Origin of the sequence: Marinobacterium litorale DSM 23545 (assembly GCF_000428985.1) — a bacterium.
GTDB classification, from domain to species: domain Bacteria; phylum Pseudomonadota; class Gammaproteobacteria; order Pseudomonadales; family Balneatricaceae; genus Marinobacterium_D; species Marinobacterium_D litorale.
In genome coordinates, this window is record NZ_AUAZ01000019.1 from 45,300 (window position 1) to 65,376 (window position 20,077).

21 protein-coding genes and 1 pseudogene are annotated in these 20,077 nt (G+C 56.0%); 7 read left to right on the top strand and 15 right to left on the bottom strand.

Annotated features, from left to right (window positions below):
* Window positions 1-178: 178 nt before the first annotated feature.
* Window positions 179-2,116 (top strand): bifunctional diguanylate cyclase/phosphodiesterase, encoded by a 1,938-nt coding sequence (locus G403_RS0114175; RefSeq protein WP_027854564.1) that lies wholly within the window; start codon window positions 179-181, stop codon window positions 2,114-2,116.
* A 10-nt stretch (window positions 2,117-2,126) separates the two neighbouring features.
* Here G403_RS0114175 and G403_RS0114180 read toward each other — a convergent pair whose 3' ends face one another.
* The 10 genes and pseudogenes from G403_RS0114180 to G403_RS0114225 form a co-directional block, all read right to left on the bottom strand.
* Window positions 2,127-3,293 (bottom strand): Wadjet anti-phage system protein JetD domain-containing protein, encoded by a 1,167-nt coding sequence (locus tag G403_RS0114180; RefSeq protein WP_027854565.1) that lies wholly within the window; start codon window positions 3,291-3,293, stop codon window positions 2,127-2,129.
* Complete coding sequence (locus G403_RS0114185) at window positions 3,277-6,582, bottom strand: ATP-binding protein (RefSeq protein ID WP_027854566.1); 3,306 nt, start codon at window positions 6,580-6,582, stop codon at window positions 3,277-3,279. The genes G403_RS0114180 and G403_RS0114185 overlap by 17 nt, the downstream gene beginning before the upstream one ends.
* The gene (locus G403_RS0114190) at window positions 6,579-7,340 is read right to left on the bottom strand and encodes a DUF4194 domain-containing protein (protein WP_084404046.1); all 762 of its coding nucleotides are present in this window, start codon (window positions 7,338-7,340) and stop codon (window positions 6,579-6,581) included. Before G403_RS0114190 ends, G403_RS0114185 begins: the two co-directional genes overlap by 4 nt.
* A 2-nt stretch (window positions 7,341-7,342) precedes the next feature.
* Window positions 7,343-8,842: a DUF3375 domain-containing protein gene (locus G403_RS0114195; RefSeq protein ID WP_084404047.1), complete on the bottom strand. Its 1,500-nt coding sequence runs from the start codon at window positions 8,840-8,842 to the stop codon at window positions 7,343-7,345.
* A 19-nt stretch (window positions 8,843-8,861) separates the two neighbouring features.
* On the bottom strand, window positions 8,862-9,899 hold the full coding sequence (locus tag G403_RS0114200) for a PDDEXK nuclease domain-containing protein (RefSeq protein ID WP_027854569.1): 1,038 nt from the start codon (window positions 9,897-9,899) through the stop codon (window positions 8,862-8,864).
* Window positions 9,889-11,115, bottom strand: coding sequence for a type I restriction endonuclease subunit R (locus G403_RS0114205; RefSeq protein ID WP_027854570.1), 1,227 nt, complete (start codon window positions 11,113-11,115; stop codon window positions 9,889-9,891). Before G403_RS0114205 ends, G403_RS0114200 begins: the two co-directional genes overlap by 11 nt.
* 107 nt (window positions 11,116-11,222) lie before the next feature.
* A pseudogene (gene arfB, locus G403_RS23440) lies at window positions 11,223-11,627 on the bottom strand (alternative ribosome rescue aminoacyl-tRNA hydrolase ArfB); the annotation flags it as partial.
* On the bottom strand, window positions 11,627-12,493 hold the full coding sequence (locus G403_RS0114215) for a bifunctional methionine sulfoxide reductase B/A protein (protein ID WP_027854571.1): 867 nt from the start codon (window positions 12,491-12,493) through the stop codon (window positions 11,627-11,629). The pseudogene arfB and the gene G403_RS0114215, both read right to left, overlap by 1 nt.
* A gap of 224 nt (window positions 12,494-12,717) precedes the next feature.
* On the bottom strand, window positions 12,718-13,086 hold the full coding sequence (locus tag G403_RS0114220; RefSeq protein WP_211232684.1) for a hypothetical protein: 369 nt from the start codon (window positions 13,084-13,086) through the stop codon (window positions 12,718-12,720).
* A 10-nt stretch (window positions 13,087-13,096) separates the two neighbouring features.
* A complete protein-coding gene (locus G403_RS0114225; RefSeq protein ID WP_027854573.1) occupies window positions 13,097-14,425 on the bottom strand; it encodes a sulfite oxidase in 1,329 nt (442 codons plus the stop codon).
* 336 nt (window positions 14,426-14,761) lie between these two features.
* Here G403_RS0114225 and G403_RS23445 point away from each other — a divergent pair, with 336 nt between their 5' ends.
* The 3 genes from G403_RS23445 to G403_RS0114240 all read left to right on the top strand — a co-directional run bounded on the left by G403_RS23445 (window position 14,762) and on the right by G403_RS0114240 (window position 16,625).
* Window positions 14,762-15,562, top strand: coding sequence for a TSUP family transporter (locus G403_RS23445; RefSeq protein ID WP_051299060.1), 801 nt, complete (start codon window positions 14,762-14,764; stop codon window positions 15,560-15,562).
* Between the two features lie 71 nt (window positions 15,563-15,633).
* Entirely contained in the window at window positions 15,634-16,197 is a 564-nt protein-coding gene (locus G403_RS0114235) for a DJ-1/PfpI family protein (RefSeq protein ID WP_027854574.1), read from the top strand.
* An 80-nt stretch (window positions 16,198-16,277) separates the two neighbouring features.
* On the top strand, window positions 16,278-16,625 hold the full coding sequence (locus G403_RS0114240) for a ribbon-helix-helix domain-containing protein (protein ID WP_027854575.1): 348 nt from the start codon (window positions 16,278-16,280) through the stop codon (window positions 16,623-16,625).
* 28 nt (window positions 16,626-16,653) lie between these two features.
* On the opposite strand, the gene G403_RS0114245 is transcribed toward G403_RS0114240, so the two are convergent.
* Window positions 16,654-17,004 (bottom strand): DUF4870 family protein, encoded by a 351-nt coding sequence (locus tag G403_RS0114245; RefSeq protein ID WP_036233912.1) that lies wholly within the window; start codon window positions 17,002-17,004, stop codon window positions 16,654-16,656.
* A gap of 108 nt (window positions 17,005-17,112) precedes the next feature.
* Between G403_RS0114245 and G403_RS0114250 the strand changes: the two genes are divergently transcribed.
* Together G403_RS0114250 and G403_RS0114255 are read left to right on the top strand one after the other, a co-directional pair.
* Entirely contained in the window at window positions 17,113-17,640 is a 528-nt protein-coding gene (locus tag G403_RS0114250; protein WP_027854577.1) for a DUF3750 domain-containing protein, read from the top strand.
* Between the two features lie 38 nt (window positions 17,641-17,678).
* Window positions 17,679-18,137, top strand: coding sequence for a YaiI/YqxD family protein (locus tag G403_RS0114255; protein ID WP_027854578.1), 459 nt, complete (start codon window positions 17,679-17,681; stop codon window positions 18,135-18,137).
* Window positions 18,138-18,145: 8 nt separating this feature from the next.
* Here G403_RS0114255 and G403_RS23450 read toward each other — a convergent pair whose 3' ends face one another.
* The 3 genes from G403_RS23450 to G403_RS25795 all read right to left on the bottom strand — a co-directional run bounded on the left by G403_RS23450 (window position 18,146) and on the right by G403_RS25795 (window position 19,238).
* Window positions 18,146-18,553, bottom strand: a complete 408-nt coding sequence (locus G403_RS23450) for a DNA-J related domain-containing protein (protein ID WP_051299062.1) — start codon at window positions 18,551-18,553, stop codon at window positions 18,146-18,148.
* Between the two features lie 87 nt (window positions 18,554-18,640).
* Entirely contained in the window at window positions 18,641-18,976 is a 336-nt protein-coding gene (locus tag G403_RS0114265; RefSeq protein ID WP_027854579.1) for a hypothetical protein, read from the bottom strand.
* Window positions 18,977-19,103: 127 nt separating this feature from the next.
* Window positions 19,104-19,238 (bottom strand): hypothetical protein, encoded by a 135-nt coding sequence (locus tag G403_RS25795; RefSeq protein WP_281171148.1) that lies wholly within the window; start codon window positions 19,236-19,238, stop codon window positions 19,104-19,106.
* 200 nt (window positions 19,239-19,438) lie between these two features.
* Here G403_RS25795 and G403_RS0114275 point away from each other — a divergent pair, with 200 nt between their 5' ends.
* On the top strand, window positions 19,439-19,639 hold the full coding sequence (locus G403_RS0114275; protein ID WP_027854580.1) for a hypothetical protein: 201 nt from the start codon (window positions 19,439-19,441) through the stop codon (window positions 19,637-19,639).
* A gap of 1 nt (window position 19,640) precedes the next feature.
* On the opposite strand, the gene G403_RS0114280 is transcribed toward G403_RS0114275, so the two are convergent.
* On the bottom strand, window positions 19,641-19,904 hold the full coding sequence (locus G403_RS0114280; RefSeq protein ID WP_027854581.1) for an FmdB family zinc ribbon protein: 264 nt from the start codon (window positions 19,902-19,904) through the stop codon (window positions 19,641-19,643).
* Window positions 19,905-20,077: the final 173 nt, after the last annotated feature.

Below are 20,077 nucleotides of genomic sequence, written 5' to 3' on the forward strand. Positions count from 1 at the left end.
CTGTTAGCTAAACCAAAGCCCATAAAAACCGAAGTGCGGGCACCGGTGCAAGCGAATTACCCACGGAGTCGTTTTCAAGGGCCCCACAGAGCGTTTAAAGACAGGAAAAAACTTGTGCGTATCCTGCTCAGGTGTTTCTATAAACACAGCGAGGGAGTGAACAAGCCAGTGGAGTCCAATGGCGATGCTCAAAAGAAGGGAGCCGTTTATTGTCAGTGAGCGTGGACTGATCGCCACGCTCTTCGGGCTCTATTTGGTAGCCACCGCTGCACTGTCCGTTTTCAGTTTCTACTCCAGCCAGACAGAACAGCTGGCATCCACCCGATCCATGTTACTGACGGCGGCCCGCGCGGGTGGACATATCATCGGCCGTTACTTCCATGACATCTACGCACTGGACCGGGCCCCCGGCGATGTTCACTACCGATTAATTGTTGAATCTCTGGACGAGCTGGTCGCAGATCTGCCCGACGTAGAATACGTGTACTCCATGGATATGGTCGATGGGCAGGCTTACTTCATAGTCAGCAATGAAACCGGGCTCGATCGTCGCCGCGGGACACTCAGCGTTTTTTATAACCCCTATGACTCCGCCCCCGAGGACCTGTTCCAGGCCTATAGCAGCGGCGAGCCGGTATTCTCCGACATCTATGACAACGAATGGGGAACGTTCCGATCAGCCTTCGTCCCAACCCGACGCGCCGACGGCACGCTGTATATCATGGCCGCCGATATCAAGATCGACAGCCGGGCAACCCTACTCACCAACAGCATCTACTCATCCGCTCTGATTGCACTTCTGGCTCTGCTGCCCCTTTACCCGTTGATGAGAACCTATCGGCGATTGCAGCGCCGGCGAGAAGAAGATCTGGAGCGGGAGCTCTACTACGACGCCATCACCGGGCTGCCGGATATCACCGGAATGCAGCGAGACCTAGCCCACAGCACTGATCAAGATCACCTGAGCGGCATCTTGATCAACCTGGACGAGTTTCACGCTATCAACACGTTGTTTGGGTATGACGCCGGTGACAGGTTACTTAACCAAGTGGCCGACGCCATCAAAAAGAAACTGCCAAGCGGCGCCAGGCTCTATCGCTCACTGATCGATGAGTACTTCGTGCTGCTGCCCGATGCCGACGAACAGAGCGCGATGCGGCTGGCGCAAACGCTGCTCGATACCATTTTTGAGCCGATCGAGGCTGACGACAGGCGGCGTATTACCGTCACGGCTCGCGCCGGCGTCGCGCTGGCTATTGAGGGCGCCGAAGAACTGCTGCTGAATGCCCGCGAAGCGATGGACGAAGCCCGCCGTCAATCTCAGGAGATCATGCTCTACCACGAGGGGCTCCATCCGCAAAAACGCTACGCGGAAAACCTGCATTGGCTGAACGAAGTCAACGATGCATTCCGTCAGGGTCGCCTGAACCCCTGGTTTCAGCCCATCTGCGAGACCGCCACCGGCGCGATTCGCCACTACGAAGCCCTGGCTCGCCTCACCGACTCCCGGGGCGAAATACACACCCCCTTCCACTTTCTCCCGGCGATTCGCAAAAGCCACCTGTATCGTCAGCTGACCTGCGCCATGATCGAGCAGAGCTTCCAGCACTTTGCCCACAGTGATGCCTCTGTTTCCATCAACCTGACCCGTTACGATCTTCTGGATGAAACCACCATCGCGCACCTGATAACTAACATGCACCGGTTCGGCATGGAGGGCCGCGTAATCATCGAGGTCATCGAGTCTGAATCGATCGATTACCAGGATGAAGTCCTGAAAGTGCTCAAGCATTGTAAACAACAGGGGATCCGAATCGCCATCGACGACTTCGGTAGCGGTTACTCCAACTTCGATCAGATTTTGAAGATCGATGCCGATTATTTGAAAATCGACGGATCCCTGATCCGCCGACTTCAGAGCAGCCGCAAAGCACAGGCGCTGGTCGAGGCGATCACGCGTTTCGCCCACAGTTTGAATATTCCGATGATCGCGGAGTTCGTGGAGGATACTGCAACCATCACGCAGCTGCAGGCACTTGGCGTCCAGTATGTTCAGGGTTATGCAATCGGCCGGCCTACGCCTGCGGAAAAAACCGAGCTTAAGCACACCGAGTGAGCATAACCTCTTAAACCGGACTGCCCCTCCAGGCCTCATTCGCCCATCGACGCAGTTCCCGATGCACCTCGTTTACCGGGAGAAACTCCTGCTCTAAACGGCCTTTATTCTGCCGTAAAAGATACTTGTAGAAAGCGCCCTCTTCATCGGTTAATCCGACCGGTAAATTCCCTTGAGCACAGATAGGCTCCTGAACGGCTCGATCCTTTTCATATAATTGAAAAAGCGCAGGCGACATCAACAGGGCAGACAGTGACGGCTGATATTGCCTGGCACGGGACAACATCAACAACCCCCAGGTATCCATGTCTCCCCAATATCCGACCTGTTTGCCCTCGAAATGCGCAGCCTGTAGCCACTGGAGATCCAGCCCCGCTCCGAGCACTGCAATGGTATCCGCCAGTTGAGGCAACTGATGAATACAACGCTCGTTTTCCACCACCAAAACCCGGGAACTTGGCAGGGGCGTTTCAGCCAGCTCTGATGTCGTCAGCCTGAGTCGCTTAAACGGCAACAAGCCTTGATCCAGCGGCGCAACCAATACCCAGTGTTCGTTTTCATCAAAGGCATCAAGAAAATTGCTCAGCCCCTGTTCACTGGCCGCTCCTTCAAAACGTTCATCTAATAGTTTGGTTAATAGAGTTCCGTTGCGCTCGAAGAACTTGGTATCAACACCCAAGCCGGCCAAAAGTCTGAGCGGACGCCCGTGAGCACAACCGGGCGAGAGCCTATCCGCCAGCCGCGCCGTATCCAGCACCTCTTGCCGCTCTTTATTGCGCCATAATGAGCGATCACGGATCAGTAATTCACGATAGATCGGTTCAACATGGGTCACCAGATACTCCAGCACGCCGTACTCTTCAGTAACGGTAGCGTCAGCCGCTACCGAAACCCATTCCGATGGGGTATGGATATGCCAGCAGACTGGAATGGAGATCGCCTCCGCGCCCGCCCGATACTTCACCGACTGCCATTCCACGGTACCGACTTGAACCGCCTGCCACCGTCTAACATGCTCATAAACGGCAGTGGTTTTGGCTGAAAACTCGGCCCCGGTGGGTTTGCCGATCGATAGCGTCAGCGGCCAGCTATCCGGCGACAGCAAGCGTTCTACCCGAAGCGCAGAACGATGCCACTGTTTGGCAAGCCGGCGGGAGAGTTCACTGGGGGACTTCATGGCTGGCTGCCGTGTGCTGATGATACAGGTCATCCAGTGCCTGCCAGCTCAATGTGGTCAGGTTGGACTCCAGCCCCCTGCGGTGAACCACGATGGCCGAACGGGTATGGTTACGCAGTAGACGCATCTCCTTATTCGGCGTGATAAACAGTGCATGGAGGCCAAACTCTTTCAGCGCTGCAATGATTCGCCCGGCCACGGCGTGGGAGCTGCGCGAGAACGCCTCATCCAGCACGATAGTGCCAAACAGAGGTCGGCTACTGCCATCGGGACAGAGCGCATAGCTCAGCGAGGCGGTCAGTACGTAGGAGGCGATAATTTCCTTTTCACCGCCACTGCCGCCCTGGGAGCCGCGCCGCGTCTCTATGATTTTCCCGCTTTCACGGTCAATCACCGAAACCTTGAACTCCAGCCGAAATCGAGGATCCAGCAGCGCCTTGGCGCCGAGCGTGCGGTGTCTGTCACAGGCATCTCGCAGCTGTTCGACAATGTTTTGCAGCGCCCAGTACTGGCTCTCCCCTTCATCGTCGTTAAAGCGCGCGGATGCCAGCTTTCGCTGGGCGTGCTGCAGGCTGCGCAAGCTCTCATGGATCACCTTGGACGAGACCAGCTGCAGATAGCGGCCGGACTGAAAGTCCGTGCGGCGGAGCGTATTGTTTACATCCTCCAGACGCTCTTCGATCATAGCCACCTCGTTATCGACGTGGCTCAACAGCTGGGTGACACCCTCATCGGAGGAGCGATTCAAATAGGCTTTGAACTGTTTCTGCTTCTCCGGAAGCGCCTCCTCTGTGAGCAGCTGTAGCCGCTCCAGGTATTGAGGCACGTCTTCCAGCTCCATCCCCACATCAGAGAGCGCTCCGCGATCCTCCCGTTTGGCGGCAGCCATGAGTTTTGTCAGCTCCCGCGCCAGGTCGCTCACCCGCTCTCTCAGCGACTCCAGCTCTTTCTGCAGTTGCTCCAGTACGTTGCGTTCAATATCGCTGATATCTTTCAGCTGCTCCGCGCTGACTGCCGGGAAAGCAGCGTCAGCCAGCTGACGCTGCTCCACCGTCAAACCTGCCTGCGCTCGCTGAAACGCCTTGCTTTTATGCGCTTTGGCCTGAATCAGGTCGCGCTCCAGGTTAATATATCGGGTATGCAGTGCTTCTCGCTCTTCAGCGATCTCCTTAAGTACTTTTTCCGCTTGCTGCCAAGTCTCTTTGGCGGCAGACACGTCCGAATCCGGCGCGGTTAGCCGCTTGAGCTTATCTTCCTGCTCCGTTACCTGACGCCTGGCCTCATCAACATCGATCTGCTCGAAAGTGAGATTTTGCAGCTGATCCAACAGCGTGAGCTGAAGCTGGAGTTGCTGCGCCGCCGCTTTCGACTTTTCAACCTGGGCTTTAAGTGTTTCGCATTCACGATCCGCGTCGGCGATTTTCCGGGCCAACGCGGCCAGCCTGTCCCGGTTATCAAACCCGGTTTGCCAGTCTTCATCCAGACGCCGCTGATCCTGCTTATCAAAAAAGCGCGCCTTGCCGGACATCAAGCCCTGTTGTGTCATGGCGTTGGGCGTGTCGCGCAACTGCTCGGGCGAATCGACGCAATGGCGGTCATACCCGGCCAGCATCGCCTTGACCGACTCTCGGTAAGGGTGGGTTTTGTACTCCAGCTTGCGGGTAAAACCGTCATCCAGAAAGCGGGGCTGGACACCCGGCGCTTTGACCTCAAGCAGGCGCACATGCAGCCTGTTATGACGTTGGTTCACCCAACGCAGTGCCGCCTGGATCGACTCTGGCGGCACCAGTATGCGCAGGCGATGGGCGCCGATGGCCCGTTCGATGGCGCCACGCCAGGCCTGTTCCGCCTCTTTAACCTGTACCAGCTCGGCCACGAACGGTAGTCGATCCTCATCCAGCCCAAGCTCCTCAGCAAGGGCCGCACGGAAGTGGTGGAAGGTTGCGGGGATATTGGAGCCGGGCCGCCGCTCGACTTCTTTGAGCTCCTCTTTCAGGGTATCCCGAGAGTCTCTGGCCTGTTTCGCAGCCACGCCATGTTCAAACGCCAGCTCAGCTGCATCTTCGGCTTCTTTACGCACCTCATCGAAGCGCTCCGCCAGCGCCTCCTTATTGGCGTTGAAAACCTGGCGGTCGACCTCATCGGGCAGCGCCAGCTTCTGTGCCAACTGTCGATACTGAGCCGCATATTTTTCACAGGTTCCAAGATTCTTACGCTTCTCCGCAATCAGCGATTCCAGTGTCTGGATATCGGAACCACCCAGGTTGAGATAGGCCTCTTTGAGGTCATTCCGCACCCCCTCCTGGACGTCATAACGCCTGTCCGCATCGGCCCTGTTCTCTTGAGCCCTCTCAAAGGCTTCTGTCAGGCGATCACACTCGTCACTCCAAAGCTGGTATGCCTGCTCGCCAAACCAGACCGGCAAGATCCGGTTGAGCCGCGCCTTCTCAGACAACAGCTGTTCGTTCGACTGGTACTTCTGCCAGCCGTTCTTGACCGGCTCCAGCGAGCGCTGCTGACGACGGGCGATCTCCAGTTCCTCATGGATGGCGCTCAGATCATCGAAGCTGTCAGCCACCTCCCTGGCCCGATCAAACGCCGAGGTATCGTCCAGCACCAGCTCACGGAAAATCTCGTCGATGCTGTTCAACTGCTTCAAACCCGCCGCCCGATTGAGCAGGTTAAAGGCATTTTCGCGGACTTCGAAAAAGTCGCGCACACGGGCGAGAAAATCCTTCTTCGCACTGTAGGTCCAGATACCGGTATGGTTTTTTTCCAACTGGCGCAGGGCTCGCATCCCACCCTCGTGGTGCGTGGTCAACCAGTGCTCCAGCGTTTGATCAGGCGAGGTGGCAAAAAACCAGAGGCGTTTGAGATCGGTGGTTGCCGAGCTGGTATTATCAAACCAGAGCAGTACGCCAAGGCGCACCAGGTTCTCGCCGTTATCTAATGTGGCGGCGATGCCGGTGACGGTTTTACCGGGCCGGGCGATGTGGGACTGCTGCGCGCTCTCATCCCCGGGCCCGGAAACACCACGCACGTAGGAGACCAGATCCCGGTCACTCTCATGGCCGCCGGTGGAGGCCAGATTGTACTTGGGGTTGGCGCACAGTAGCGTCATCAACGCATCGACCAGCGTGGTTTTACCACTTCCTGTAGGGCCGATAACGGCGGTTCCATCGAGATGGATTTGCGCGTGATGCGCGCCACTGAAACCGCCCCAGTTAAAGAGTTTTAACTCCTGCAGCCGGTAGGTAGCCTCCTGATGCCAGAATGCAGCCTGAGTCATTCCCTGCCCTCCTCGTCCGTGGATGTCCCCTCCCCGGTTGGCTGTTGCCTCAGCCAGTCGAGCAGTACCTGCAGATTTTCCGGGTTGGCCAGATGGGCGATAATCGGCCGGATCATAACGCGCTCGTTTTTGTCTGGCTCAGACACCAGGCCGTGATCCTTCAGTTGGTCCAGCAGGTTGAACATCCGCTTTCGCTCCCGGGCTTCGCTGCCCTGCTCACCGAGGTACACCTGCATTTGCGGAATCAGTTCATCCACCGCTACCCGGGCCTGGGCTGCTCCGGTGCCGGCCTCCTGTTCATGGGCAATAAAATACTGACGCAGAATCGCCACCAGCAGTGACTGCTCCAGAGTTAAACGCTGCTTACGCACCAGCGGATGAGACCACTCCTCGTCCGGCTCATCCTCTGCGACTTCGGTTTTCAACACCTTGAGAAAGAGCAGTCCGCGCACATCATCCACCGCCGCCATCAGATCCAGCGGCTCAAGGATCGCGTTCAACGCGGTCAGTTCGCGGCTGGCGATTCGGTAGTGATTGGGTTTCTGGCTTTCTTCCAGCAAGCCGAAACGAAGCAACTCCTGGGAAGCCTCACGCAACCGTCGTTCGGTACGATGCAGTTCGACGTTATCCACGGGGGAGATGTCCGTCTGAGCACTGTCGTGATCGCCAACCAGAGCCTCGTCGGTGACTACCTCAGCAGTGGACTCCCCGTCCTGTTTAAGGGGGCGTCCGGTAATACGGTCGAATATCCCGTCCATGGCTAAAACTCCCAGTCGATGCCGTTTAGATCACTTGAGCTCAGGGTAAGATAGGGCACACGAAACAGCCAGCGGCGCTGTTGGTCATCCAGCAGCTCCAGCTGCTGAAACGCATTTTCATCAATGGGTACACCGGCTTCCCGCGCCATACCCAGCCAAAGCGCGAAGGTCTCCAGATCATCCACAGGCGGCATCTGTTCTGTAAGCTCTGCCAAGGTCATCGGACGCCCCTGCTCAGCCAAAATTTGCAATGTCTGCAGAATCGCTGCTTCGCGATCCAACCCATCCAGCGCCTCCCAGAACTCGGTGTCGATATCGGTGAGGTCCGCATCGGCCGCAGTCAGATCCAGCTCATCCTGGCTGTCATTCTCCAGGGACTTGAAGCGCAGGCGCTCCGGCACCGGGAGATTCCCCAGCGCAACCGCCACCGGAGGCAGCGGCGCAGGCATGCGCCTGACAGCCTGCCGTTGCCAGTCCAGGTTGAGCGCGACATTCATGATCTCGGTGAGCAGCTGCCCCACTCGATGATGTTCTGCCGCAAGCCCTGTTTTCAGAAAGCCTTTCACATCTTTCTCGCTGCGGGCGCGCGCCTGAAGCACTGCCTGGCTCTCTTTCACCAGACGGCCCGGTAGCCATTTGAGATCATTCAACTGGGCACGGTGCAAGGCCTGGCCAGCCGATGGGTGGAAGAGAATGGTGCGCAGCCGCTCGCGCATCGCCTCCAGCTCGGTACTTTGCTGCAGCTGCTGCTGAAAACTGTCGAACACACGTCCCTCCGGTGTATTCAACAGCGCGACCTGCCCCTCCAGCAGCTGATCGACAATATCGCCCCGGTGAAGCTGCTCCGACATGATCGACTGCCGAAGGCGGCGGTCGGCCTCCCGCCAGGAGTCTTCCACGCGCCGGAAATCGGCCCGTAACCCCGTTGCCAGGCCATAGACCTCGCGAATACGCTCCACCGCCTCTGTATCGGAAAGCACCGGAATATCCCCGGCTTCAGCATCCGCCAGCTCCTGCTCCAGCGCTTTGATTCGGCTTTTCAGGGAGGCGATTCGGCTGGCGGGGTTGGGATTGAGCCCCACTTCCAGATTCTCGATCTCGCGCTGCACAACGGAGAGGCGCGAAGCGGTGGAGGTCATAATGCGGTTATCCAGCGAGTCGATAAAGCGGATCGCCGCCGACAACGCATCAGTAGCGTAGAGCCGCTGCGCCCGCTCGATCACCAGCCCGCGTTTGATCCACTGGCGCAACTCCCGCCCGGCCTGCAGCCGGGTGTTGTCCGGCTCGATACCGTACTCATCCTGCGCCGCATAGGCCTCCAGCATCTCCGAGAGCGCCTGCAGGGCGTCCTCCTCAGCGATGCCATCGTCGGCTGTATCAAACAGCGCACTCAGGCAACCCAGCACCAGCGGCGCACGGCGGGACGCCAGCAACACCCAGGCCGGATGCCTCTGGCGGGCGGATACATATTTCTGAGTGCGTTGTTGAGCGGATTCGTCCATGAGTCTCTTGGTTTACGGCTTAAGTGTCTTTCGCTGCTGGATTGAGGCGCAACAGCTCCGCCCGCTCACGCTCCAATTCCCGCGTGAGCTCCTCTTCCGATGGCAGTTCGGTCATGTACTTGGAGGCAAATAGCTGTTTGCTGTCATTCAGTACCGAGTACTTGGCAACGGTGTTATTGCGTTCGCTGCACAGGATCAGGCCGATGGTCGGGTTGTCGTCGGAGCGGCGCTTCTGCTCTTCATACATACGCACGTACATATCCATCTGGCCCACATCCTGATGGGTCAGTTTGTGCATTTTCAGGTCGATGAGCAGGAAGCATTTGAGGTGGTAATTGTAAAAGACCAGGTCGATATAGTAATCACCGTCATCGGTGCGGATCCGTTGCTGCCGCTCGACAAAGGCAAAGCCCTTGCCCAACTCGAGCAGAAACTGCTGCAGGTTGGTGATAATCGCTTGCTCGAGATCGCTCTCCTGGTAGCTTTTGTCCTGCAGGTTGAGGAAATCGAGTATATAGGGGTCTCTCAGATAGGCTTTGGGTGATTCGGTAAGCGGCGCGGTGTTATCCCGGGCCTCTTGTTCCACTACCGTTTTTTCCTTGCTGGCCAGCAGGCGCTCATAGTAGAGAACGCCGATCTGCCGCTCCAGTGCACGCGCGCTCCAGCCCTGCTCATGCGCTTCTTTCGCATACCAGTCACGGGCAGCCTGCTTTTCTACACGCATCAATACGCGATAGTGGGTCCAGCTCAATTCGAGACGCAGTGAGTCTTGATTTGGATACTGCTGGTAAAAGCGGCGCATATTACGCAGGTTGGTGACATCAAAGCCCCGGCCAAACTCGTCCGCAAGGCGTTGCGAAAGCTGCTCCAATTGCCGCTTTCCATACTCTGCACGTTCCTGCCCCTGCTGCTCCTGCTCGACGATCAGCCGGCCTATGTGCCAATAGGCCTGTACCATCTGCCGGTTGACCGCCTGTCTGACCTGTCGTCGTGCCTGCTGAATGACTTCAGCAATGTCGGTATAAAGCTGCTCGGGTACGACCGCGTTATCTGCCATGGCTGGCCTCCTCTTTCAGAAAAGGTTTCAACACACTGACCAGTTCATCGACATCCTCCGGCGCAAAGACGCCATCGATCCCCTCATGTGAGATGCTGTCGAAGGGCGGTTCGTACAGTTTTTCCACCATGATTGAGCCATATTGAGCGATGTAGTTCTTCAGCAGGTTCATAAAGCGGACCTGCTGGGCAGTCAAATTGGGGTGAGCATGCAGGAAGCGTGTGAAATGGGTCTCTACAGCCTGGCGATCAAGACCGATGATCTCACGCACCGTCAATTGCAGTTGATCAGCGGTGCGGCCGTAAAACTCATTGAGCGTATCCAGGCTGACCCCCGGGTGGCTGGTGAGTATGGTGGAGGTCAGCGTTTTGAGCTCCTGTTCGGCAATCGACTCACCTTTACGAATCTTCTGCAGGGTGGGGTTGGCTTCAACCATGGCATCGAGAATGCCCTTTAACCTGCGTCGATACTGCATCGCTTCGTTGGCACCGGCGATTTTGACCTCCCGCTCGCCCTCTTTCACCCCTCCATCCCCGGTGCGGGTCGATGGCATGGCATAGGCACCGCCACCGCCGGATTGGCGGTACTTCATGATACCGCGCAGCTCCTTGCGTGCCTTCTCGAGCTTATCGATACCGGGCTGCTGCCAGAAGTCGGCGCTGCGCACTTCAGCGAGGATGTCGTCCTTACGGCGTACCGCCTGAATATTGACCGCCAGCCGGTCCAGTTCGGCAAGCAGTTGATCGCGCCCATCCTCGAAGCAGCTGGCCCTGTCCACCAGGCAACGCTCTATCATCGCCATCTGTTTGTCCAATGCCGAGGCGTGCTTATCACGTAGTACTCGTGCCGACATCAGCGGGGAGATGGTGTTGATCAGCAGATGCTGGGTACTGGCATCCAACGTTTTCAAAAGATCGGTCTGGCGCAGCTGATGAACCAAACGCAGCTCACGCTTCACGGCGATACTGTCATCGGGCAGATCGTTGATATCCGCTTGCAGCAGTTCGAAAAAGCTGGACTGAGGTAGCCGAGGCAGGAGCTCTTCCTTGTATATTGCCTTGGTCACTTCCTCGGCAAAGCCGCGAAGCCTGGTCAGTGCGCTGCCCGGGTCAATATGCAATACCGCTTCGGCCAGCGCACCCGAGGCCGCCAAAGGCTCATTATCTGGTCGAAGAAATTCGAAGTTAACAGATGTTGTTAGCAAAGCCTTATCCATGCGTGCACCGTCCTTTTCCATGGCGCAAAAGCAGCGTGAGCCCAGTTATAAGCGGGATTTGAAACTATATGATCTTCTGATTTTAAATACTCAATCTGATTCTTACGAACTTTGCCACGCAAGGACTTGGTCTTGCCCCGCTGAGTCTTTTTATCCATTCGCTTCCTATGAGAGCTGCGTGTCGGCCTGGTCGCACGGCGAGTCTTCTGCACTTTCGCCACGCTTTGAATCAGTTCACGCAAACGATCCAGAGCATCGGCCCGGTTCTTCTCCTGCGTCCGAAACTGCTGGGCTTTAATAACCACGACCCCATCCTGACTGATTCGGGCATCAGACATCGCGAGCAGTCGTTCCTTATAAAAGTCTGGCAAAGAAGATGCGTGAATATCGAAGCGTAAATGAATCGCGCTGGAAACCTTGTTGACGTTTTGACCGCCCGAGCCCTGGGCTCGGATGGCGGTCAATTCAATCTCGTCATCAGGTATCTGAACGTTGCGGGATATTTCTAACATCAGAACCGCTTTTTGTAGCTATGGCAGTACGGCGTTTTACCGGTACGCACGTAATAATCCTGGTGGAACTCCTCAGCACGCCAGAACGGCTGCATCGGCAGGACGCGGGTGGCCACATCCAGCCCTTTATTTTCCAGCAGCGCGATCAATTTTTCACTGACGCCACGCTCTTCATCATCATTGACGAAAATAGCTGACGCGTACTGTGGCCCGATATCCGGACCCTGACCATTCTCCTGGGTGGGATCATGGATTTCGAAGAATAGCTTGGCCAGAGTTTCGAAGCTGACCCGGGCGGGATCATAAAGCACCTCCACCGTCTCGAGGTGGCCGGTACTTTTGCTGCACACCTGCTCATAGGTGGGGTTCTCGACATGCCCGCCCATATAACCGGAGATCACTTCAACCACACCCTCCTGCTGTTGCAGCAGGTGTTCGACACCCCAGAAACAGCCACCGGCAAAATAGGCCTTTTTCACACTTCCGCCCTTCGATGCTGCCTGCTCTTCGGCGCTGACAAAATCCATGGAAATTGAATTAACGCAATGGCGGACATTTTTCGGGGTAAGCATTTCACCTTCAAACACATGCCCCAGATGCCCACCGCAGTTAGCGCAGAGAATCTCCGTCCGTCGCCCATCCGCGTCTACCTCTCGTCGGATAGCCCCCTCGATTTCGTCATCGAAGCTGGGCCAGCCACAGTGCGAAGGGAACTTGTCCTTGGACCGGTAAAGTGGCGCACCACACTGCTTGCAGGTATAGACCCCGGTTTCGAAAAAGTCGTTGTACTTACCGGTAAATGGGCGTTCGGTACCCTTATTGATAATGACCCACTGCTCTTCGGGAGTCAGTTTTCTGTAGGACATAGCGCCTCCTCTTCGGTTTGTCGACAACGAGATAACGGCCACAGCAGCATTACAGCCCGGAAACAGCCAGTGTACCTTGAATTGATTGGGGTACGCATTTATGCGCGCAAAGGATTACCCGGTACTCAAGAACCGACCGCCTTAGACTCATCAGACGATAAAAGCCCCTCCCACCTTCAGGTGGGAGGGGCTTCAGGGGGCAGAGCAAACAGCCCCAGGAACGCTTAGCTATCAGCCGCTTTTTTGTACGGATTTTTCGGCAGCATATCCGGCGGCAGAGGTGGACGACGAGCGCCCTCTTTCGGGCCGTAATGCTCGGCCAGATAATCGAGAATCGTATTTTCGGTTTGTGGCGGAAGCGGCCAGAGGCCCTGAGTATCCTGCATCCACCGGATCAGGTACTCCCAGCGGTTGCGGGTACCGGCATTCTGCGTAACCAGAGCCCCCGAATGACAGGCGGTACACGTGGACTTCACTGTTTCCCACCCCTCGGCAATCACCAACCCACTGTCCGGATCCGTTTCGGCCGCCGCCCCCAGGGGGACAATCAGCGCCAGCGGCAACAGCAGCCGGCGTATTCGTTGCGTCAACATACGCACCCCCTCACGCTATCTGTACCGCAATGCGGTGGCAGGCGTTGTTAAGGTAGCCTTTCGGGTTCCAGCCCGGGACAACCATGGGTTGGGCACGTCCTTCACTGTCGGTCGCTTTGGCCCAGATTTCGTAGTATCCGATCTCCGGGAACTCAACCACCGTACTCCAGCGCTGCCACGCCAGACGATTCGGTGGATCTTTCAAGTCGACCTCATGCCAGGTCGCACCAAAGTCGATGGAGACCTCCACTTTGCTAACCGCCAGATCACCGGCCCAGGCATGTCCACGTACGACCAGCTTCTCCCCCATCGGCTGAGTCAGCCCAGATTGGGGGTACGTAATCAGAGACTTCACGGGCATCGACTCAATGGTGACAAAATCCGACTTCGGCACATCAGTGCCCGGTGCCACGGGGTGTTTGGGAACGCTGTAGGACGGCGCACCCATTTTGGTACCATCATGTTTCTGATTGCGAATGACGATGCGCTGCAGCCACTTACCGGACACGGAGCCGGGCCAGCCGCCACAGACTACCCGCAACGGATAACCGTTGAGGTAGGGGATCGGCTCTTCGTTCATCGCCCAAGCGATCAATGACTCATCCTCCAGCGCCTTACGCATCGGCACGCCACGGGAGATCGGGTCACGGTTTGGGTCGCCACTGACATGACTGTCGGCACCGTAATACCCAATATAAACCGCATCGTCCTTGATGCCGCATGCCTCCAATACATCCCGCAACCGAACGCCGGTAAAGGTGGGACAGGCGACTGCACCGGTGGTCCACTGGTTACCACTGGCCGAGGGCACATACTCGCTGCGACCGTTACCGCCGCACTCGATCTGGAGCTGATAGGTGTAGTGTTTGAATCTCTGCTTTAGCTCACCAATCGTAAATGTCATTGGGTTGGCGCAGGACTCGCCCTCGATACGCAACTCCCAAGTCTCGGGGTCGATATCCTTGATCGCGGGAGGAATACCGTTATTGCGGACGAACATTCGGTTTCCCGGGGTAATATCGTCATCCAGCAGATGAGCCGGTGTTTCGGCGTTGATCGGCCGATCATTGAGCACTGTCAGTCCATCTTTGCCTTCGAGCATGAATGGCTGGTGCGAGTCGGCCAGCGCTGCCGGGATAAGGCCACCGGGCATTTTGTCGGCAAAAGGTATGGCCGACGCCCCCAGCGCCGCCCCCATAGCGGCAAGGCCACTCTTTCTGAGGAAACCGCGACGGGATTCGGGATCAACCTGCCGCCCCCACAGCACACGATCGGCTTTTTCAGGGTCCTCCGCATACAGCGCGTGCAGGCCTTTATTCGGGGTTTCTTTTTTGGACATAACAACTCCTGGGGCCCGGAGCGATGTTCCAGCACAGTGTGACTAGACCGGGCATTTTATTATTAATCTTCACCCTTATTGCCGGTTCATTAAGAGCAGCGAAACTGTCTTAATGTTCAGCTGTTGTCTGTTCAGATTAGCAGGCATCACGGAGAAAGCAGGCCATAATTAGCAATCTCTTATATTAAAGCAATCTAATAATTACCTTCTTTATACATCAAAGTTTTTCACCGGTGCCTGTACCCGCAATCACGGCTGTTAGATGATAGCCCACCCTTTATCGCTCGACTCGATACCCTGCAACGCCGGTTATCGGTAACCACGGAGTACACAATAATGGAGCTGGACCTGGCTCTCTTTCTGATACTTTTCTTCACCGGTTTGGCGGCGGGAACGATCGATGCCATCGCCGGTGGCGGCGGGCTGATTACGCTGCCGGTGTTACTGGCCAGCGGACTGAGCCCGGTCCAGGCGCTGGCCAGTAACAAATTGCAGGGAAGTTTTGGCACGCTGGCGGCGACTCTCTACTTTGTGCGTAAAAGGTTGGTGGACCTGCGCACGATGCGGCTCATGATCCTTTGTACATTTGCCGGTTCAGCACTGGGAACGTTGATCGTTCAGCTGATCGACAGCAGCCTGCTCGCCGCTATCATGCCCGGCCTGCTGATCTTGATCGCGCTCTACTTTGCGTTCTCACCCAAAATCAGCGATCTTGACCGGGAGCGTCGCTTAAACACGTTGATCTTCAGTACGGCGATTACCGGCACCATCGGTTTTTACGATGGCTTCTTCGGCCCGGGTACCGGTACATTTTTCACATTGGCGTTCGTGACCTTGATGGGCTTCGGCCTGGCTCGCGCGACAGCGCACACCAAGGTGCTCAATTTCACGTCCAACTTCGCATCCCTGCTATTCTTCCTGTTCAGTGGCCACATCGTCTGGGCAGCCGGCCTGACGATGGGGTTGGGCCAACTGATCGGCGGACAACTGGGAGCCCGCCTGGTGGTCAGCCGGGGTACACGACTGGTGCGCCCGGTCATTGTGGTTGTAACACTGGCCATGTCGGCTAAATTGCTGTTTGACCGCTTTAGCCCGGCTGACGGCGAATTCATCCGTTTGCCGTTTTCATTGTTGTAGTAACGGGTTAATACCTTCACGCGCTCCAGGTCTGTTAAAACTGACTGACTTTCACATTAAGGAGGTGCGTCATGAGCAAAAAAATATTAATGATCACCGGTGACTTCACTGAAGATTACGAAACGATGGTGCCCTTCCAGGCTCTGCAGGCCGTGGGCTATCAAGTAGATGCGATCTGCCCCGATAAGAGTCATGGCGACACGGTCATGACAGCGATCCATGATTTTGAAGGGGATCAGACCTACAGTGAGAAACCGGGTCACCGATTCACCCTCAATGCGGACTTTGCTGGAACCAACCCGGCGGATTACGACGCGCTGGTGCTGCCCGGCGGACGCGCACCGGAGTATCTGCGCCTGAACGCCGACGTACTCAAAATGATCCGCCACTTTTTCGATGTGGACAAACCGGTGGCGGCCATCTGCCATGCGGCTCAACTCTTGGTCGCCGCTGATGTCCTGAACGGCCGCACCTGCTCCGCCTACCCCGCCTGCGCTCCCGAAGTCCGTCTGGCTGGCGGGAAATTCGCTGAAATAGACGTTGATCAAGCAATAACCGATGGTAATCTGGTAACAGCGCCCGCCTGGCCGGCTCACCCGGACTGGCTCAAACAGTTTCTGGCTGTGCTGGCCTGACACATATGGGCGGCTGCGGGTGGATTGACTCAGCCGCCCATTAACTCGAACAGAATAAAAATAACTGGCGAGGTGACACGATGTGTAAACTGTTTATCGAGGCGGATCCAACACTCTGGGAAAGTTCAACCCGATCACTGCGCATTAACGATATGGTGACCAGCATCCGTCTGGAAAACTACTTCTGGTGCGTGCTGACCGAAGTGGCGCGGCGCGATGAGATGAACGTTCCGCAAATGGTGAGTCGGCTCTATGCGGAAGCGCTTGATGCCGGCCATGACATTCACAATTTCACCTCATTTTTGCGCGTGTGTGCCATGCGCTACCTGCGTCTTCAACTCGCCGGCGAAATCCCGCGGCGCAGCGATATCCCGATTCGATCACTGGATGTCAACAGCATCCTTGACCGTGAGCGCCGTACAGCCTGACAAGGCCTAAAATTAAGCACTTTCTCCATCAGATTGACTGGTTCTCGCTCAAGCGGAACCAGCCACGGGCGATTCTGTAAATCACCCACAGAGTCCCACCCAGCAGAATCAAATATCCCACCAGAACAATCAACGACAGATAACCCACAAAAAACCAGATCGCCGTGTACCAAAAGGTGCGAATCTGCCAGCGGAAATGACTTTCGTAGATCGTTCCCCGAACCTCCGAACGTTTGACATAGTTAACGATCAAAGCGGCCAGAAACGTGATCGGTATGATAAACGAGAGCGCTTGCAGCAGGTAAACAATCGTCGTCAACCGCTTTAACCGCTCATTGTCAGGGGACGTCACTACGCGAGTATGGTCAATATCTACCATCGTTGTTCCTTCAATCAGTGCGCATCAGCAAAAACCCATACTGACGCTGAGTAAAACCAACTATCTGCTGTTATCGTATAGAACAGGTTTAATTCAGGAGAGTTCCCCATGCACCGCAAGATCGGCCTGCTAATTACCGCACTTGTGTTGACCGGCTGCTCCAGCGATGGCTGGCGTACAGCCAGCCGCGAACCTGCGGGGATTGCGCCCTCTCCCGCCGACACACCGGAGGCCGTCGTGCAGGCGTATGCCGCTGATGCCTGGGGATGGCGTGGCTATTTTGCCGTACACACCTGGATTGCAACCAAGCCCAGTCATGCGGACAGTTATACCGTGTATGAAGTCATTGGCTGGCGGGAAAAACGGGGCCTGCCGGTACTGCGTATCGCTCAGGATGCGCCAGATCGATACTGGTACGGCGCACGTCCGGAGCTACTGCTGGATCGACGCGGAGAAGGCATTGATCAATTAATCAAAAAAATCGAGGCCGCCGCCAAAACCTATCCCTGGAAGCATGAATACCGGGTTTTTCCGGGGCCCAACAGCAATACATTCCCCGCGTGGCTGGCCGACCAGGTACCAGAGCTCGGCCTGAAACTCCCCTGGCGCGCAATCGGCTCCGGTTGGGCTGACTGATTCAGTGTTAAACTGACCTTTTTTAAGAGAAAAACGTGATGCATATCTGGGTCGACGCGGATGCCTGTCCTGCCGTGATCAAGGAGATACTCTTCCGGGCCGCGCAGCGCACCGGCATCTCAACAACACTCGTTGCGAATCAGCCACTCAGGGTTCCGCCCGATCCTCATATCACGTCCATTCGTGTCGAGGCGGGGCCCGATGTGGCGGACCATGAAATTGTCAGACGGTGCGATGCCGGCGATCTGGTCATCACAGCGGACCTGCCGTTAGCCGCGGAAGTGATCGCGCTTGGCGCTCAAGCACTGAGCCCGCGAGGCGAGTTGTTCAGCACGGAAAACATTCGCGCCCGTGTCAACATGCGTGATTTCATGGAGACCCTGCGCGCAAGCGGTATCCAGACAGAAGGACCTGCGCCGTTGAGCCAGTCAGACCGACGTGAGTTCGCTCAGCATCTGGACAAACTTCTTGCCCGTATTCAACGGACACCCTCATAGAGAAGCGATCAGTGTCTTGGCATGTGCTGCTCGCGCAGCTCACGCATCATTTGATCGATATCTTCCTCGGTCGTAGTTCGGTAATAGTCCCAGTCTAGATAATACTCACTCAGTAACGGGTACCACGCGGGCTCGCTGTCGTCATCGTGTTTCCCTTGACGGTCATGCAGGGCTATATACAGCGGGGATATTTCAAGTACCCGGCTCTCCTCCTCCCAAAGGATATCCTGTAAATCATACAGCGCGTTCATGATCAGAAAGTGCTTGCGGTAGAGGGGTAACATATCCCCTCCGACACGCTCCTGTTCTTCAAACAGATGCTCGCGATCCAACTCTTTCATCAACCGATATTCGCTGATCCCTTCTGGATGTTGACGCAACACTCTCAACACCTGCGGCAATACTGGATTGATCATAAGCCTGACTATCGTCTGTTAGTTCCTTGTATCTCCTGGCCACCTGTCATTGATCAGAGCAACCATCCAATACAAGTATAGTCACAATCACCGCGTCGGGAGGGGGTGTATAACCGGGATATCGAAATGCACGGCAAGCGTCTCAACCAGCATGGATAAAGGCAGGTTTTCCATCACTTCCAGAAGATTACCGGCGGCGTTTCCGGCCGGATATTCCAGATGAACACCGTAACGATCCGGTGCCTGACCCAGCGTATAGAGATAGGCGCGTAAACCGGGTTCATCCGGTTGGTGAATAAAGACGGCCTGGCGATCACAGCCCGAATGGACGTCCACCGTAAAACGGCCCGTTCCCAGCTGCGCTTCGAGCAGTATCAGCAGGTGTCGGATCGGCTGATCCTTGTCCAAAGCCCAAATATTCATTCAGACAGGATACCCGTTTCCCTCTGCTCCGCCATCATCGTGAAGCTGAAATAAATGCTCCGTGTTCAGGCATAACGGAAAAGGCCCACCAAACGGCGGGCCTTGCGAGGAGGCACTGTGGCAGCAATTACTTCTTCTTGGGCTCTTCGTTCATCAATTTGCGTACTTTAACAAACGCCCAGACCATTACGCCGGCCATAGCTGCAACACCGACAAGGCTCGGGATCAGAACCTCAAGACTGTACGCATCTACACCAAACATAACTCTCACCTTTTGCTCTGTTTAACGTTAGGGTTAGATTAACGCGATTACAGTCGGTCGTTATTGACGCAGCTCAAGCGATACTCTTTAAGGGAACCCTTGAAAAAAGTCGGGCTCTGACCCATTACTGAAAAGGGGACGACCCCGAATAAAGGTTTTATCGGGCGGCGGTTTCCGCATCATCAATGAAGGAGATGAAGATGCCAACAAAAACGAAAATCTGGACTGCTGAACAGCTCAAGCAGATGAATGAAGAACGCTTTCTGGTCGAGATGCTCGACATGTTCCGGTATACGCCGGAATTCAGCGACAGCGATAGCTCCGTCAAGGAGATGCAAGAGCATCTGACCCGTGTGGAAGATGCTCTTCGCGCTCGCCTGGCTGTCGCCAAAGAAAGCTGATTCAGTACTTTCCGACCCCGCAGGCAGAGGCGCCGCAACAGGGAGCACCGGTCTGACAGGGCGTTGCCTTGTCACCGAGACTGCTGTGGCGCACGATCTGCCCGCCGTTTGCCAAACGTTCGACTTTGGCCTGTGGTGAAGTTTCACCCACTTCCAGACCCGCCTGTTCACACAGCTCCCCCCAGGTATCAATCCTTTCACTCATGGCATGGCTCACTTCGACCACCCTGCCATTCTCGCCGCAACGGTAATCATACGTCGGCATCTCACCCTCCCATGACCGTGCTCAGTCAGTTCTCCTAATGGCTCGAATTTATACACCAACTCCCCGCCTGCACGCAGCACTTCTTTTCAGGTTGTTAGCCTGCGCTCCACAATCCGTGAACGACTCATCAAAAAATAGTTATTGATAAATCAAAGTATATTTTTAAATAACCA

What these genes read in the sequence shown, in the direction of transcription:
- G403_RS0114175 (WP_027854564.1), top strand. Translation starts at nt 179, where the DNA reads ATGGCGATGCTCAAAAGAAGGGAGCCGTTTATTGTCAGTGAGCGTGGA.
- G403_RS0114180 (WP_027854565.1), bottom strand. Translation starts at nt 3,293, where the DNA reads ATGAAGTCCCCCAGTGAACTCTCCCGCCGGCTTGCCAAACAGTGGCAT.
- G403_RS0114185 (WP_027854566.1), bottom strand. Translation starts at nt 6,582, where the DNA reads ATGACTCAGGCTGCATTCTGGCATCAGGAGGCTACCTACCGGCTGCAG.
- G403_RS0114190 (WP_084404046.1), bottom strand. Translation starts at nt 7,340, where the DNA reads ATGGACGGGATATTCGACCGTATTACCGGACGCCCCCTTAAACAGGAC.
- G403_RS0114195 (WP_084404047.1), bottom strand. Translation starts at nt 8,842, where the DNA reads ATGGACGAATCCGCTCAACAACGCACTCAGAAATATGTATCCGCCCGC.
- G403_RS0114200 (WP_027854569.1), bottom strand. Translation starts at nt 9,899, where the DNA reads ATGGCAGATAACGCGGTCGTACCCGAGCAGCTTTATACCGACATTGCT.
- G403_RS0114205 (WP_027854570.1), bottom strand. Translation starts at nt 11,115, where the DNA reads ATGGATAAGGCTTTGCTAACAACATCTGTTAACTTCGAATTTCTTCGA.
- G403_RS0114215 (WP_027854571.1), bottom strand. Translation starts at nt 12,493, where the DNA reads ATGTCCTACAGAAAACTGACTCCCGAAGAGCAGTGGGTCATTATCAAT.
- G403_RS0114220 (WP_211232684.1), bottom strand. Translation starts at nt 13,086, where the DNA reads ATGTTGACGCAACGAATACGCCGGCTGCTGTTGCCGCTGGCGCTGATT.
- G403_RS0114225 (WP_027854573.1), bottom strand. Translation starts at nt 14,425, where the DNA reads ATGTCCAAAAAAGAAACCCCGAATAAAGGCCTGCACGCGCTGTATGCG.
- G403_RS23445 (WP_051299060.1), top strand. Translation starts at nt 14,762, where the DNA reads ATGGAGCTGGACCTGGCTCTCTTTCTGATACTTTTCTTCACCGGTTTG.
- G403_RS0114235 (WP_027854574.1), top strand. Translation starts at nt 15,634, where the DNA reads ATGAGCAAAAAAATATTAATGATCACCGGTGACTTCACTGAAGATTAC.
- G403_RS0114240 (WP_027854575.1), top strand. Translation starts at nt 16,278, where the DNA reads ATGTGTAAACTGTTTATCGAGGCGGATCCAACACTCTGGGAAAGTTCA.
- G403_RS0114245 (WP_036233912.1), bottom strand. Translation starts at nt 17,004, where the DNA reads ATGGTAGATATTGACCATACTCGCGTAGTGACGTCCCCTGACAATGAG.
- G403_RS0114250 (WP_027854577.1), top strand. Translation starts at nt 17,113, where the DNA reads ATGCACCGCAAGATCGGCCTGCTAATTACCGCACTTGTGTTGACCGGC.
- G403_RS0114255 (WP_027854578.1), top strand. Translation starts at nt 17,679, where the DNA reads ATGCATATCTGGGTCGACGCGGATGCCTGTCCTGCCGTGATCAAGGAG.
- G403_RS23450 (WP_051299062.1), bottom strand. Translation starts at nt 18,553, where the DNA reads ATGATCAATCCAGTATTGCCGCAGGTGTTGAGAGTGTTGCGTCAACAT.
- G403_RS0114265 (WP_027854579.1), bottom strand. Translation starts at nt 18,976, where the DNA reads ATGAATATTTGGGCTTTGGACAAGGATCAGCCGATCCGACACCTGCTG.
- G403_RS25795 (WP_281171148.1), bottom strand. Translation starts at nt 19,238, where the DNA reads ATGTTTGGTGTAGATGCGTACAGTCTTGAGGTTCTGATCCCGAGCCTT.
- G403_RS0114275 (WP_027854580.1), top strand. Translation starts at nt 19,439, where the DNA reads ATGCCAACAAAAACGAAAATCTGGACTGCTGAACAGCTCAAGCAGATG.
- G403_RS0114280 (WP_027854581.1), bottom strand. Translation starts at nt 19,904, where the DNA reads ATGCCGACGTATGATTACCGTTGCGGCGAGAATGGCAGGGTGGTCGAA.